Genomic DNA, 14,595 nt, shown 5'->3' with positions numbered 1-14,595 from the left:
AATATTTTTAGCCTGCCAGAAAAGGCAGAATCTCTGGATCGTATTTCAGGTAGTTTTCGCGATGTCTTCTATAGTACAGAAGCCCTTGCTTTAGGCTGGCAACCGTTGCTCCTTTTTCGAGCATCTTGTCCCAGAGGTTCCAATCTTCTTGAGGGTGAAAACCATCTTCAAAGCGCTTCTTGTAACCAATCTCTTTACCCAAGGTGGTGCGATACATCATGGAGCCATGATGCTGGTTCTGTCGATCCCAGTACAAGTTTCCAAATTGGGGGTGAGTTTGGCCCGGAACTCGCGCCAGCATTTCTTCTTTTAATTCACCGGTGACAACGATATCGTAAGTCACGATATCGGCAGTGGCATCAGAGAGTAATTCAATTGCATCAGAACGCAACCAATTATCAGCGCCGATGAACAGTACGTATTCAGTTTCAACCCGCGAAAGCGTATCTTGAAAATTATCTACCGTACCCAAGTTAGTAGGTCTAAAAATATATTCAATCTCGGGATATAAAGCAGGCAAGTGATTGCAATCCGCTATACCATCATCCACAAACAGAATGCGTTCTGGCTGCTTAGTTTGCGATAGTAAAGACTCGATGCAGTGCGCAGCAAGGTGGCCGTATTTGTAGGAGGCAATCACAACTGTAATCATTTGGCTCGTATTAGAGCATGAAACCATGACATTAGTCCGTTGTAGCAACTTAAAGTGGAGTGCCTGACGAAAATGAAGCATAAACACTAAAAATCAGCTACATTGAAATATCGAAGAACATGTTTACCCCATCCAAAAGGACTCATCCATGCTGCCCAATATTCCCTTGCAACGCCTGAACGGTCAATCTGAATCCCTACATGACTATGCAAATAAGGTATTGCTCATTGTGAATGTTGCCAGTGAGTGCGGCTTTACCTCCCAGTATCGCGAACTCCAATCTTTATATGATGAATTCCATACCCAGGGTTTAGAAATCCTCGCCTTCCCTTCCAACCAGTTTGGCGGTCAGGAGCCAGGCACTGCTGAGCAAATTGAAAATTTCTGTACTGTAAATTACGGGGTGACTTTTCCGGTATTTCAAAAAACAGATGTGAATGGCGCCAATACCCATCCCTTGTTTGAATATTTAAAGCACGCCGCACCCGGGCTGTTGGGAACCGAAGCTATTAAATGGAACTTTACCAAGTTTTTAGTGAATCGCGACGGCAAGCCTGTAGAAAGATATGCATCCGCCACATCGCCCAATAGCATTCGTAGTGAGATCCAAAAATTACTCTAGTAAAGCTAAAAAGCTGAGGTCTTATGGATTTTGACAATCTACTTGGTTTTATTGCAGCCTGCTTGACGACGGCAGCCTTTATTCCGCAAACATATCACTCCATTACTACCAAAGATCTTTCTGGAATCTCCTTGGGGATGTATGCCGCATTTACTTGCGGTGTCGTGCTGTGGATGATTTATGGGTACCGAATCGACAGCGCACCCATTTTGCTGGCCAATCTAATTACCTTTGTTTTATCGGTAACCATTCTGTACTTAAAGATCCAACACCAGCTAGAAGAACGTCGAGAAAGCAAAAAATAGGGGCAAGGGGGATAAATGGCTTCAGTCATTTACTCAAGACACTCAGGTAATTAGTGTCCTCCACCACCACCGCCAAAAGGTGGTTTAGCAAACCACACAATCGGAATCAAGGAAGCCATAATCACGCCAGACATCATGAGTAAATGATTGGTCGATAACACATAGGCTTGGGCATTTACGAGAAGATCTATATATTGCTTACTCTCCAACACAGAGAGCCCGCGTGAGGTCAGCGTCGTCATAAAATGATCGTAAGCAAGGTTACTAGCGTTCACATATTCAGTTAACTGGGCATGTTTATTGGCGGCGTTATTTTGCCAAATCGTAACCCCTACGGCAGTGCCCACACTACCGCCCATATTTCTGAGAAAGTTAGTAAGGCCAGTGGCAGAGCTAATCTGCTGTGGCTTCATTTGCGAGAGGGAAATGGCGGTCATCGGCACAAAGAATCCAGCGATCCCAATACCCGCTAACAGTCGGACTAATTGGAGATGCTCAAAGGACGCGTTAGAAGTGATAGAGCCACTCATCCAAGCGGAGATACCAAAGGCTGTAAAACCAATCGTAGCAACCTGCCTGGCTCCAATGCGGTCAAGGTTGATTCCGAAAAATGGGCCAAAAAATATGGACAGGAGGCCGGTGATTGCCATCACCTCGCCGGCTAAGGTCGGCGTGTATCCCAATTGCGTTTGCATCCATAAAGGGCCAATAATGACAAAGATATAAAAGGCGTAACTGCCTACCGCCAAGCAGGTCGCAGCGATTAAAAAGTTACGGTCGGCAAAGAGCCTGAGATCTACAATGGGATGCTCCTCACCAAGCTCCCAAATGACTAAGCTAATTAAGCAAATAGCAGAGACTACCGCCAAAGTCACAATGGTTGATGACTCAAACCAATTGAGTTCATTGCCTTTATCTAGCAGTATCTGTAGTGAGCCAATACCTACTGTCAACAAACCCAGTCCTAACTTATCAATCGGCTTAATCACCTTAGGTGACTCACGACCCTTCATCGTCTTGGTTACTGCGTAGGCACACAGGAGACCAAAAGGAATATTGATAAAGAAAACGAGGCGCCATACGTAATTATCTGTAAGCCAGCCGCCAACCACTGGGCCTAATACGGGCGCCACGATTAATGTCAGAGACCAAATACCCAAAGCTGCCCCGCGCTTATTTGCTGGAAAGATTTTGATAATCAAAGACTGGGATAAAGGAATCATCGAGGCTCCCACTACCCCTTGCAACACTCTAGAAAAGAGCAACATCTCAAACGACTGTGAAGCACCACATAAAAGAGAGGCCAAGGTAAATAAGAGGGTGGCAACAATAAATTGGCGCACATCACCAAACCGCCCCGCTAACCATCCTGTGAGAGGTAGCATGATCGCCTCACTCACTGCATAAGAGGTAATTACCCAGGTGCCCTGTGCCGGACTAACAGCAAAGTCCCCGGCAATCGCTGGCAAAGACACGTTTGCAATGGAAATATCTAGGATGTTCATAAAAGATCCAAGACCCAATGCCACTGTAGCAAGAACTAACTTGAGCCCTACTAACTGCGGGGGATTCTGAGTTGTTGCCATTGCGTTTGCTAAGGATTAATGCTTTTGCAGCTGCACAAGAGACCGAATATGATTTTCAGCTGCATCAAATTGCTTCTGATAAATGGAGGTGCTACTAATTGGGCCCGCCTCCATTCCCTGCAAGGGGGCGCCCTGAGTATCTTTGGTATTGACCTTGACATCCATCGAGAGCCCAACATGCAGAGGAAAGTCATGTAGTTCTTTTGGATCTAAGGCGATGCGCACAGATAAGCGCTGCACTACTTTGACCCAATTACCTGTGGCGTTTTGCGGAGGTAAAAGCGCGAGTGTAGAACCAGTACCTGGGGCAAAGCCAACTACCTTGCCGTGATATTCCATCTTCCCGCCGTAGATATCGGACTCTAATGTAACTGGCTGACCAATACGAATATTCTTTAGCTGACCTTCTTTAAAGTTCGCATCAACCCAAATATCATCATCAGCCACTATTAAAGCAAGTGCCGTGCCTGGTGCGACTCTTTGGCCTACTTGAGCATAGCGTTTAGCTAGGATAGCTTTAGCGGGGCTTTGAACATTTGCGCGTAACACGTTAATGTAGGCTTGACGGGCATTTTCAACAGCCTTCTTAAACACCAATCGCATATGCTCTAGCTCTTCCTTAGAAACCGCTGCGTCACCCTGCAAGGCAGTGCGCTTTTGATAATCGGCGGCGGCGTTAAGCAACTCAATATCCGCTTTTTCAGAAGCGATTTTTACTTCCGTTGGATCAATTTTAAATAGGGTTTGACCTTCTTTAACCACTTGCGTTTCAGATACCTCAACGGAAGCGACAGCACCTTCAACCTGTGCCACGATTTGAATCTGAGAACCACCGACATAGGCATCGTCCGTAGACTCTGAATTATGACCAAAGATGAACCAAAGAATCAGAGCCAGCGCAAAGGCGCAAACGAGGGCTATCAAAAAGATTTTGAATGCCTTAGGTCGATCGAATTTTTTCTTTTCAGGAATAGCTTCCATATTTAAATTCTTTTCATTCATATTTAATGAGATTGAGCGGTAGTGCGGAGATAGGAGCCGCCTAGAGCTTGGACTAAGACGACGTTGGCTGTAAGCATTTTGGCTTTAGCATCTGCATAATTTTGACCTTGGACAATGTAGGCTTGCTCTGCGTTTAGCACGGATTCTTTGGAATTAATACCGACATCACTTCGGCGCTGAGTAATGTCGTAATTAGTTTTGGCGCTCTGAAAGGCTTTGGTATAGCTCTCATAATTGGCTTGCGAGCTCTTCATCGAGCTAATTCCATCTGCTACCTCACGCAGCGCCTGTACTAGCTGCTCTTGATAAGTAGCAATCGCTTGATTTCTTCCGGCTTCCTTACTGGTGATATTGGCAGCAATTAAGCCACCATCAAAAATAGGCAAATTAATTGCCGGGCCAATACTAAATTGCTGGCTTTTACTGGCAAACAACTGACTTAAACCAAAGGACTGAAATCCAAAGAAGCCGGCTAAGTTGACGTCAGGTAAGTACTCTAATTTTGCACCTTCTAGTTGCAGTTTAGCTACATCAATTTGACTGAGTAAAGCCTGCAGATCCGGTCTGCGCTCGAGTAAGTTTGCTGGAATAGTTTCTGGTAAGTTGAGGGCATTAGCCTGGAGAATTGGAGGTTTAAGCGCCTCACCCCAAGAAGGGCCCTCTTTTGCTAATGCCGCTAATTGATGTTGCATGATCTTGACGGTAAGCTTTGCCTGACTGACATTCGCCTGGGCGCCCTCAAAGTCTACCTTACGTTGATTCACTAAAGTGGCATCTGCGATACCGACCTTTTGCCTGTCCAAGGCAATTTGATACAAGTTCTTTTTAAGTTCTACATCCTTGGCATACAAAGTTTGCATTTGTACCGCGCGATCGTAATCAAAATAGACCCGCACTACTGTTGTCGAAAGCAATAATGCCGAAGCTTGATAATTTGCGCGAACGGCCTTGACTTGATTTTTTGCAGCATCAAAGTATTTCTTTTGCTTTCCCCAAATATCGAGCGACCAATTTAATGAGGCATTCACTAGACCATAGCCGGTATAGACCGGAAAGCTTGGCAAGAAAATATAGTTCTGGGAAAGCTGCTGGCGATCTACTTGACCCCCTACCCCGATCTGCGGCAGAAATGCGGCAGTCTCCGTATCAAGCATTGCTTGTGCCGCCACAATCCGCGCCCCTGAAATCTCTAAACTCGGTGACGAGCGTAGGCTCAGAGTAACTAACTGATTTAATTGTGGATCCTCAAATACTGTCCACCAAAGATCTTGAACGAGCTTAGCTTGCTGATCTACTTTGGGCTCTACTAACTCCATAGGTGTGACCGCCTGTTCTGGAAGGCTGTCTCTTGGATAAAAAGCACATGATGACAGCAGCAAACTTAAAGCCGTGCATAACAGAACAAGTGGAGCAGACGAAAGGGTTTTCATAGAGTTCTTAAAAAGATGTGCCATTTTAAGCGCTTCTATCTTTTCCTGTTTAGCGGATTTTGAACTGAAAAAAGCTTGAATAAGAGCTTAAGCGAACAACATCAGTACTGCGGCTATAGACATCACCGCCGTAGCCAACCAACCAAGCATCAAAATACCTTTGGGAGCTACAAATGAGCCCATTACCGAAGTACGCGAAGCCAATACGAGAATGGCGACCATCAAGGGCACTGCAACGACTCCATTAATGACTGCGCTCCAGAATAAAGCTTTCATAGGGTTAATCGGTGAATATTGAATCACAAGGGCGCCCAAAACACTCACCGCAATAATGAAATAAAACTTTTTATCTTGAGTAACCTTATCTTCTAGGCTGGCCCGCCATCCGAACACTTCCGATAAGGCGTAAGCAGCTGAACCAGCTAACACCGGCACTCCGATTAAACCAACCGCTAAAATACCTAAAGCAAAAAGAAGATAGGCAAAGTCTCCTGCGAGTGGCCTTAACGCTTCCGCCGCTTGTGCAGCACTAGTAATATCTTTGATTCCCGCAGCATTCAGAGTAAGTGCAGTGGTCAAAATAATAAAATAAGCAGCGGCATTGGAATAGAACATGCCGCTCCAGGTATCCCACTGAATACGCCTTATCTCAGCCCTGCCAACAGCGGCATCCTCATAGAGCAAGCCCGAACCACCGCCTACTTTCATATCCTCTACTTCTTGTGAGGCCTGCCAAAAGAATAAATAGGGACTGATCGTGGTGCCAAATACACCTACTACCACGGCCGCAGTATCTGCATTTAATTTCAGCTTCGGTAAAAAAGTACTCCAGATCACTTCGGCCCAAGGGACATGAATCGTAAAAAGCACTGCTACATAGGCCAATAAAGAGAGTGTTAACCACTTCAAAAAATAAACATAGCGGTGATAGGGCACGAAGATTTGTAAAGCAAGCGTACTAAAAACAAATACAGCCGTCATGATGTGCCAGCTGATTCCCGTTACAAGCTGGGCAACCTCTCCCATAGCGGCGATATCTGCCGCAATGTTAATCATGTTTGCTATCAGCAGGAGTAGGACCAGCATAAATAAAATCGCAGGTGAAAAGCTTGCTTTCATATTCGCCGCAAGTCCGCGCCCTGTTACTCTGCCAATCTGAGCGCATAAAACCTGAATCGCTGCCATGAGGGGGTAACTCAAGGGCATAGTCCACAACATGTTGAGGCCAAATTGTGCGCCAGCTTGAGAGTACGTGACGATGCCACTAGGGTCATCATCAGCAACACCAGTGACAAAACCAGGGCCAACTCTAGCCAAAGGATGATTTCGTAAACGAGCCCACAGTGCACTGATTTTCATATTCACGTGAGATCTATTGTGTCCATGGATTGAGTGTATTTGATTCTCAAGGGATACGCCAAAACTACTTGAGGTCTACAGTATTTTTCTATTTTTAGATGGCTATCAGACCAAGGAATCTCCTGCTATTCAGGTAAGATCCTAGCTAATGAATAACATTATTAGTATCTCCGAGCTTTCGAAAACATACCAATCTGGCTTTCAGGCCCTCAAAAATATTAATCTTGATATTGCTAAGGGCGAAATCTTTGCTTTACTAGGGCAAAATGGCGCAGGTAAAACAACGCTGATCAGTATTATTTGCGGCATCGTCAATCCCAGCTCAGGGCAAGTGTTGGTCGACGGTCAAGACATCATTGGGCATTATCGGGAAGCGCGCTCATTGATCGGCTTGGTTCCGCAAGAGTTATCTACCGACTCCTTTGAAACCGTTTGGAATACCGTGACCTTTAGCCGAGGGCTTTATGGAAAGCCTCCAAACCCAGTCTTCATTGAGAAAGTGCTAAGAGAACTATCTCTTTGGGATAAACGGAACAGTAAGATCATGACGCTTTCAGGAGGCATGAAACGCCGCGTAATGATTGCCAAAGCTTTGTCGCATGAACCTAAAGTTCTCTTCTTGGATGAGCCCACCGCTGGCGTTGATGTGAGCTTACGCAGAGATATGTGGAAGCTGGTAAAGGAACTACAAAATGCTGGAACCACCATCATTCTGACAACGCACTACATCGAAGAAGCTGAAGAGATGGCAGATCGTATTGGCATTATTCGCAAGGGAGAACTGATTCTCGTAGAAGACAAGCGTACCTTGATGAAGAAGCTAGGCAAGAAAGAATTAACCCTGCAGCTACAACATCCTGTTGATAGTTTACCTATTGAACTCCAGCTCCCCGGCTTAACTCTCTCAGGAGATAAGAGTGAGCTGGTTTATACCTATGACTCCAATAGCGAACAAATTGGTATTGCTGAACTACTGAGAGCCCTTGCGGAGCACGGGCTTGTATTTAAAGATCTACATACTACCCAAAGCTCCTTAGAAGAAATCTTCGTCAACCTAGTGAATGCTGGAGCACACAATCATGACGTTTAATTATTTTGGTATCCGCGCAATCTATCAGTTTGAAATGGCGCGCACTAAGCGCACCTTGATGCAAAGCATCATCGCACCGGTTATCTCAACTTCGCTGTACTTTGTTGTCTTTGGTTCCGCTATCGGCTCTCGTATTACTGAAATGGAGGGAATTAGTTACGGTGCATTTATTGTGCCCGGTCTCATCATGCTTTCACTCCTCACGCAAAGTATTTCCAATGCCTCCTTTGGAATTTACTTCCCTAAATTTAGCGGCACTATTTATGAGCTGCTGTCTGCCCCGCTTTCTCCTTTTGAAATCATCCTCAGTTACGTGGGTGCGGCTGCCACTAAATCCATCATTCTTGGGGTCATTATTTTGGCGACCTCCGCCTTATTTGTGCCCGTCAAAATCGATCACCCAGTCTGGATGTTGGTGTACTTGTTGCTTACCTCGGTCACATTTAGCTTGATCGGCTTCATCATCGGCATTTGGGCTGATGGCTTCGAAAAGTTGCAAGTTGTGCCCTTACTGATTATTACCCCGCTTACATTCTTGGGTGGAAGCTTTTACTCCATCTCGGTCTTGCCACCCTTTTGGCAAAAAGTTGCCTTACTTAATCCAGTGGTCTATTTGATCAGCGGTTTCCGTTGGAGTTTTTACAGCGTTGAGGATGTAAGCTTATGGGTGAGCTTAGGCATGACCTTAGCCTTCCTTGGCATCTCGATTGCGACTGTTTTTTGGATCTTTAAAACAGGGTACCGACTCAAGAAATAAATCAGTCGATAAGCAAAACGACTAGACAAAAAATACCAACCCTGGGGTTGGTATTTTTCTTTCTATCATTGCATTAGCATCTGATCTCCACCCAAACATTACTTCAGATCAAAGCGATCTAAGTTCATCACCTTAGTCCACGCGGCTACGAAATCATGAAGGAATTTCCCTTCACCATCGGCACTGGCATACACCTCAGCAATTGCCCGTAATTGAGCATGGGAACCAAATACCAAATCAACAGTACTGCCAGTCCACAGCAATGCCTTTGACGAACGGTCGTGACCTTCAAAAGTTCCCATTACTTTTGCTGGACTCCAAACGATATTCATATCCAGTAAGTTAACCAAGAAATCATTGGTTAAGGTCTCTGGTCTTTTGGTAAAGACGCCGACGGGTGATTGCTCAAAATTCGCATTCAGCACTCTTAAGCCACCGATCAACACGGTCATTTCTGGGGCGGTCAGGGTTAATTGATTAGCTCTGTCAACCAAGCGCGCCGCGGGCAGGTTATCAGAGCCGGGAGCCAGATAGTTCCTAAAACCATCTGAGCCTGGCTCCAATGCCGCAAATGAATGTATATCTGTTTGTTCTTGTAGGGCATCCGTACGGCCAGCTTGAAAGGGCACTGCGATCGTCTGCCCCACCTTTTTAGCTGCCGCTTCAATTGCCGCAGATCCTCCCAGCACGATCAGATCGGCAACCGATACTTGCTTGCCTTGAGCTTGGCTCTGATTAAATTCTTGTTGAATCTTCGCAAATATGGCGATGGTCTTCTCTAATTCAGCAGGTTGATTTACTGGCCACTGATTTTGCGGCTGCAAACGAATTCGTGCGCCATTAGCACCGCCCCGTTTATCTCCCCCACGAAAGGTTGAGGCAGAAGCCCAAGCCGTTCTCACTAATTGCGAGATAGAGAGGCCAGAAACTAAGATCTTTTCCTTAAGACTGCCGATATCAGCATCATCAATTAAAGGCAGTACAGCGGGAGGAACAGGGTCTTGCCAAAGTAAAGGCTCCGCTTTAGGAACTAAAGGGCCAAGGTAACGCGTAATAGGACCCATATCTCGGTGGGTCAGTTTGTACCAAGCCTTAGCAAAAGCCTCGGTAAATTCTTGCTGATTCTCATGAAAATGTTTAGCGATCGGTGCGTAGATGGGATCTAACCTTAAAGCTAAATCGGTTGTAAACATCATGGGCGCATGTTTCTTAGCTGGGTCATGGGCGTCTGGTACCGTTCCTTGCGCAGCAGCCTCTTTCGGAGTCCATTGATGGGCGCCCGCTGGGCTAGTAGTTAATTCCCACTCGTAGCCGAAAAGGTTATCAAAGTATTCACCGTCCCATTGCGTTGGATGATTTACCCAGCTTCCCTCCAAGCCACTACTAATCGTGTCGCCGGCATTACCAGTTCCAAAGCTATTTTTCCAGCCTAAGCCTTGCTGTTCAATGGGTGCGGCCTCTGGTGCTGGTCCAACATACTTATTAGGGTCAGCGGCGCCGTGTGCTTTTCCGAAGGTATGACCACCTGCAATGAGTGCAACAGTCTCTTCATCGTTCATCGCCATGCGTGCAAAAGTTTCTCGAATATCCACCGCTGCTGCAAGTGGATCCGGCTTGCCGTTGGGACCCTCGGGATTCACATAAATCAAACCCATTTGAACGGCGGCAAGTGGGCTCTCAAGTTGACGCTTACCGGTATAGCGCTCATCTCCAAGCCAGGTTTTCTCCGGCCCCCAGTAAATCTCTTCGCTCTCCCAAGCATCCACGCGGCCGCCTGCAAAGCCATAAATTGGTAGCCCCATCTGTTGCATACCAATCGTGCCAGCCAATACCAGTAAATCTGCCCAAGAGAGTTTCTTGCCGTACTTTTGCTTGAGGGGCCATAGCAAGCGACGGGCTTTGTCTAAATTAACATTATCTGGCCAACTATTGAGAGGCGCAAAACGTTGAGCGCCACTACCCGCTCCTCCGCGTCCATCAGCAATTCGGTAAGTTCCCGCGCTGTGCCAAGACATACGTATAAAGAATGGTCCGTAGTTGCCGTAATCAGCTGGCCACCATTCCTGAGAGGTCGTGAGCAATAAATGGAGATCGGCTATAACTGCATTTAAATCTAAGGTATTAAATTCTGCGGCATAGTCAAAATCCGCACCCAGTGGATTAATTAAAGGCGAATGCTGATTGAGTGAACTTAAATCAAGCTGCTCAGGCCACCAGTCTTTATTCTTAAATTTCTCGATGTTACTCGCCGAAAATGGACACACTGATTCTGTTGGCATTGCTTGCTCCCTGCATTGTTTATAGATATTGAATGAATTCATTCTCCCATGTAAGCATTACTGGGGCTAGTCATATTCAGCCTTTAAAACTGCACTGAATTAATAAGGGTCTAAATAACGCTTATGTGGGCTGGATGCTTGACTAATTCTGTGCGCTTTAAGCCGCCATTGTCTTTTTAAGCTTGTTCAAAAGAAAACCACCCGTAGGTGGTTTATTCAATCTTTAGATGGACAGCTAAGCGAACAACGATTTAGGTGAACTTCTTAAGCGCACCTTGCAGTACCACTTTATTCAGAAATAATAACCAAGCACAGGCAATCCATACGCCACAAGCAAGGGAGAATAATTGGCCACTATCGCTACTGCCATCGGTATTCACAACCGCTATTCCCAATGGAGTAAAGAGGTGAAAGAAGATGGCGCCACTAATCACGCCCAATCCCACGGCTGCACCCACAATTTGAATCCATGGATTCTGCTTGCGCATGAATGCCCCGACAATCAAAAGGGCTGAGGCGATAAGTTCAAATATTCCCACGACTTTGGCAGAAAAAATGCCGCCAGGGGCAAAAACGCCTGGAAAGCCTAAACTCGCTGCCCATGGATCCAATTTCCCTTGAAATATATAAACGGTTTCAGGTGAGCCTGTAAATTTAAAAAATAGGGATTGAATAAAAACAAAAGCAACATAGATTGTCAAAATCCAAGCCCAGTTTCTTTTAATAAAATTCACACATGCCTCCTTAATTATTTAATGGCTTATTTTTTCAATAATACGTTGAACTTTTTATCTGCATCGGAGATGTATTTTTCCGAGGTTTTGCGCCAGGTACTTTGCACATCAGCATCATAATTGAGGTAGAGCTTGCCACCAATGATAGTAAATTTGTCCGGCTCAATGCTGACTAGATTATCCACGGCAACCCCATAAGCGCAATAACCGCCATATTGGGGCGCATATTTTTCGGGATTTGCTTTGAAGAGATTCAAGTTATCCTGCGACGAAAAAAGCCATTTAGCCCCATTCCAGTCAAAAGAAAAATCCTCTTTTCCCTTTACGGGTTTATTACTCACAAAATAAGCAACCGGATCATAGCCACGAATCGCAGTGCCTGTTTGACGCTCGAATAATCCGCTACTGAGGGTATTGATTGCAGGTGCAGCGCAAATGCTCGTCGCCGAGATAAGAAGCGCGGCCACAGCCAGTATGATGTGAGTCAATAATTTTTTCATAAAACCTCCATTTTTTGAGATTCAAGATGAGCCACTGTTGAAGACGCAAAGCCGAAATACTCATCGAGCGGAATACCCAACTGCTTGCACGCAGGCTTAATGATAGCTAAGTGGTGGATTGCATGACTATTAAGAAAGCATAACTCGCGACCCACACTCGATTGATTAATAAAAGCCACCTCTCCAAATAATCCACCTGCAGAACTAACGCTAACAAGGTCATCCAACTCATAGAGGGTAACGTTATGCAAATATTCTGACAAAGCTGCGAGCCTATTTTCTGCCTCAACAGGATTCTCCTCTAAAGAAATATCGCGCTGTCTTGTGTCGTAATTAATTTGAGATGAACGCTTAAATATCAAAGTTTCATAATGTTCAATGATGTGCCTAATGTGAGCGCCGATAGGATCGCGATAGCGCTCTTGAATTTCCAGGTGGAAATGGGCTGCAAGTTGCCCCATCATCCCCAAATTTGCGATCGTGTAGTCAATTAATTGTTGCGCATTTTTTTTAACAGTCATTGCTAATGGGTTCCAGGATACAAGGTACTTAATTTTTTATCATGCAAATGGGCTTTTACGAATTCCTTAAAAGCCTGTTTCTTTGCCCCATGTCTTACGTTGTACTCTCCAATCATGAACAGCAAGTGAAATTGCGTAAATAAGTCTCGGTAGGCTTTCATTAGACTGCAATTCGCATCCCAAATATGGGTAGATTCAGAGCTAGCGCCGTTAATCTCGACAATCTGGAACGCATTGCCCCTCTCCAATTGCTCAAAGCTGGCGTAACGCACATCAAAGCGTCCAAAATAAAAACTGGGCAGTCTTTTGGAGATCCCATCAAATGTCTCCGTTAGAGTTTGACTAATCTTGAGTGCTCCATCTTTAAAAATAGCACCCTTGCTGTGATTTCCCGCAAAAACTAAGCTGACTTTTTCGCCCGCAACAGGCACCTCACCTAAACGAGCTTGAAGGCGGGGAAGGTAAAGATGCGATAACGCACTAGCACGTGGATTCTTCATGATCAAATCATGCAAAGTGTGCTTACTATCCCCAATCACAACTGGAAAATACTTGAGGGTTAAAGAAATAATTCGCCCTGTTTCTTCATGAGGTAGTCTGCAATAAAATATTCCAGCCTCTGCTTCATAAGAAATCAATTCTTGGCAAATCAGGGATTCACCATTTGGAAATGCTTGCAGATATGCATACAGTTGATCTGGACTATGAATCAGGTTGACTCCAGCACCACGACAGCCTAGATCGGGTTTGGCCACCAAAGGATAAGAAATTTTGCGCTTTTCTAATTGGTCTTGCAACTCTGCAAAGACGTCCTCGAGCGGTGCATCATGCCTCTTCTCAATCGCACAATGCACCGCAGCGTATTCAGGGAGATAGTGTTCTACCGTTTGTAGAATGGCATGCTTAGATTCACCGCAGAATTTACCTCCATCCAATCTTGGATTTACTGCGGTAGGCAACATAAAACTGCGATACCGCATCATCAGCAAGCCAATGAAGATATATACCGGCAAATAAAATAGCCAAGCTGGCCAAAACTCAAAGAAGCTCAGTACTTTGCTACCCTGTTTAGATGCTAAAAAGGGATTAGGAGCTTGATCAGGCATGCTTATTGCCCTGCCATTTTGATCTCGCCCAAGGAAAAATTAATGTCATGATTGCTAACAGCAGGAGGGGCAGTGCTACCGCAATCGGCTTAGGAATCGGCAGGGTTTGAGCAATCCAAGCTCCCAAGTAAAAGCTGGTCAAATATAAGCTAGCCGTCCAAATTAATACCGCTAGCATAACTATTGCAGTAAAACGGTAAAAATTGATGTGCCTAAAGCCTACGTAAACATAAGTCACTAAGCGCAAGCCCGGTGTAATTCGCGCAATAAAAATAGTTGCGATCAGATTATGTTTATTTAAGACTTTTTCTTGCACTTGAGGCTTATCAACAAAACGCCGTTTCAGAAAAGGAATTTTTCTTGAAAAGAATCCCGTAGCATAGAGAAGTAAATCCCCTGCGGCAATACCCAACCAAATCGCAATAAAAGACTCGCTCCATAATAGAGAGCCCGCAGTTGAAAACGCAACCCCAGCTGCCACCGCCACATCTTCGAATACAAAACTAAGCAAGATCAGACCTCCCATTAAATACAGAGGGTGGCGAGGCATAGCTAAAAACATCGAGTATGCATTTTCTAGGAACTGATATAAATTCATTAATATTTGCGGCTATCCATTAAGGATTAAAAAAACCCCAAGGCTAGTATGTGG

General features: G+C 45.2%; 15 protein-coding genes. 4 read left to right on the top strand and 11 right to left on the bottom strand.

What is annotated here, in order from left to right; translation table 11 throughout:
• Positions 1-7 precede the first annotated feature (7 nt).
• Positions 8-652: a glycosyltransferase family 2 protein gene (locus CP950_RS01895; RefSeq protein ID WP_165766391.1), complete on the bottom strand. Its 645-nt coding sequence runs from the start codon at positions 650-652 to the stop codon at positions 8-10.
• A gap of 148 nt (positions 653-800) precedes the next feature.
• Between CP950_RS01895 and CP950_RS01890 the strand changes: the two genes are divergently transcribed.
• Together CP950_RS01890 and CP950_RS01885 are read left to right on the top strand one after the other, a co-directional pair.
• Positions 801-1,274 carry a glutathione peroxidase gene (locus tag CP950_RS01890; RefSeq protein WP_096672152.1) on the top strand — a complete coding sequence of 158 codons (474 nt, stop codon included), beginning with the start codon at positions 801-803 and terminating at the stop codon, positions 1,272-1,274.
• A gap of 23 nt (positions 1,275-1,297) precedes the next feature.
• Positions 1,298-1,579 carry a SemiSWEET family sugar transporter gene (locus tag CP950_RS01885; RefSeq protein ID WP_096672151.1) on the top strand — a complete coding sequence of 94 codons (282 nt, stop codon included), beginning with the start codon at positions 1,298-1,300 and terminating at the stop codon, positions 1,577-1,579.
• Between the two features lie 50 nt (positions 1,580-1,629).
• On the opposite strand, the gene CP950_RS01880 is transcribed toward CP950_RS01885, so the two are convergent.
• From CP950_RS01880 to CP950_RS01865, 4 genes are all read right to left on the bottom strand, one after another.
• Positions 1,630-3,165 carry a DHA2 family efflux MFS transporter permease subunit gene (locus CP950_RS01880; RefSeq protein WP_096672150.1) on the bottom strand — a complete coding sequence of 512 codons (1,536 nt, stop codon included), beginning with the start codon at positions 3,163-3,165 and terminating at the stop codon, positions 1,630-1,632.
• A gap of 15 nt (positions 3,166-3,180) precedes the next feature.
• Positions 3,181-4,146, bottom strand: coding sequence for an HlyD family secretion protein (locus tag CP950_RS01875; RefSeq protein WP_207760174.1), 966 nt, complete (start codon positions 4,144-4,146; stop codon positions 3,181-3,183).
• Positions 4,147-4,169: 23 nt separating this feature from the next.
• On the bottom strand, positions 4,170-5,597 hold the full coding sequence (locus tag CP950_RS01870) for an efflux transporter outer membrane subunit (RefSeq protein WP_165766390.1): 1,428 nt from the start codon (positions 5,595-5,597) through the stop codon (positions 4,170-4,172).
• An 87-nt stretch (positions 5,598-5,684) separates the two neighbouring features.
• A complete protein-coding gene (locus tag CP950_RS01865; protein ID WP_096672147.1) occupies positions 5,685-6,956 on the bottom strand; it encodes an NRAMP family divalent metal transporter in 1,272 nt (423 codons plus the stop codon).
• Positions 6,957-7,104: 148 nt separating this feature from the next.
• On the opposite strand from CP950_RS01865, the gene CP950_RS01860 reads away from it, so the two are divergent.
• Together CP950_RS01860 and CP950_RS01855 are read left to right on the top strand one after the other, a co-directional pair.
• Positions 7,105-8,046: an ABC transporter ATP-binding protein gene (locus CP950_RS01860; RefSeq protein WP_096672146.1), complete on the top strand. Its 942-nt coding sequence runs from the start codon at positions 7,105-7,107 to the stop codon at positions 8,044-8,046.
• The gene (locus tag CP950_RS01855) at positions 8,036-8,803 is read left to right on the top strand and encodes an ABC transporter permease (protein WP_096672145.1); all 768 of its coding nucleotides are present in this window, start codon (positions 8,036-8,038) and stop codon (positions 8,801-8,803) included. Before CP950_RS01860 ends, CP950_RS01855 begins: the two co-directional genes overlap by 11 nt.
• A gap of 98 nt (positions 8,804-8,901) precedes the next feature.
• On the opposite strand, the gene katG is transcribed toward CP950_RS01855, so the two are convergent.
• From katG to CP950_RS01825, 6 genes are all read right to left on the bottom strand, one after another.
• A complete protein-coding gene (gene katG, locus CP950_RS01850; protein ID WP_096672144.1) occupies positions 8,902-11,082 on the bottom strand; it encodes a catalase/peroxidase HPI in 2,181 nt (726 codons plus the stop codon).
• Between the two features lie 251 nt (positions 11,083-11,333).
• The gene (locus CP950_RS01845; RefSeq protein ID WP_096672143.1) at positions 11,334-11,816 is read right to left on the bottom strand and encodes a DoxX family protein; all 483 of its coding nucleotides are present in this window, start codon (positions 11,814-11,816) and stop codon (positions 11,334-11,336) included.
• Positions 11,817-11,842: 26 nt separating this feature from the next.
• Positions 11,843-12,316: a YHS domain-containing (seleno)protein gene (locus CP950_RS01840; protein ID WP_096672142.1), complete on the bottom strand. Its 474-nt coding sequence runs from the start codon at positions 12,314-12,316 to the stop codon at positions 11,843-11,845.
• Positions 12,313-12,837: a hypothetical protein gene (locus CP950_RS01835; RefSeq protein ID WP_096672141.1), complete on the bottom strand. Its 525-nt coding sequence runs from the start codon at positions 12,835-12,837 to the stop codon at positions 12,313-12,315. The genes CP950_RS01840 and CP950_RS01835 overlap by 4 nt, the downstream gene beginning before the upstream one ends.
• 2 nt (positions 12,838-12,839) lie before the next feature.
• Positions 12,840-13,943 (bottom strand): D-alanine--D-alanine ligase, encoded by a 1,104-nt coding sequence (locus tag CP950_RS01830; protein WP_096672140.1) that lies wholly within the window; start codon positions 13,941-13,943, stop codon positions 12,840-12,842.
• The gene (locus CP950_RS01825) at positions 13,936-14,541 is read right to left on the bottom strand and encodes a DedA family protein (protein WP_096672139.1); all 606 of its coding nucleotides are present in this window, start codon (positions 14,539-14,541) and stop codon (positions 13,936-13,938) included. Before CP950_RS01825 ends, CP950_RS01830 begins: the two co-directional genes overlap by 8 nt.
• Positions 14,542-14,595: the final 54 nt, after the last annotated feature.

Origin of the sequence: Polynucleobacter meluiroseus (assembly GCF_900205755.1) — a bacterium.
In the GTDB taxonomy this organism is placed as follows: Bacteria; Pseudomonadota; Gammaproteobacteria; order Burkholderiales; family Burkholderiaceae; genus Polynucleobacter; species Polynucleobacter meluiroseus.
Note: the sequence above shows the minus strand (reverse complement) of the source record. Positions and strands in the feature narration are given on the sequence as shown.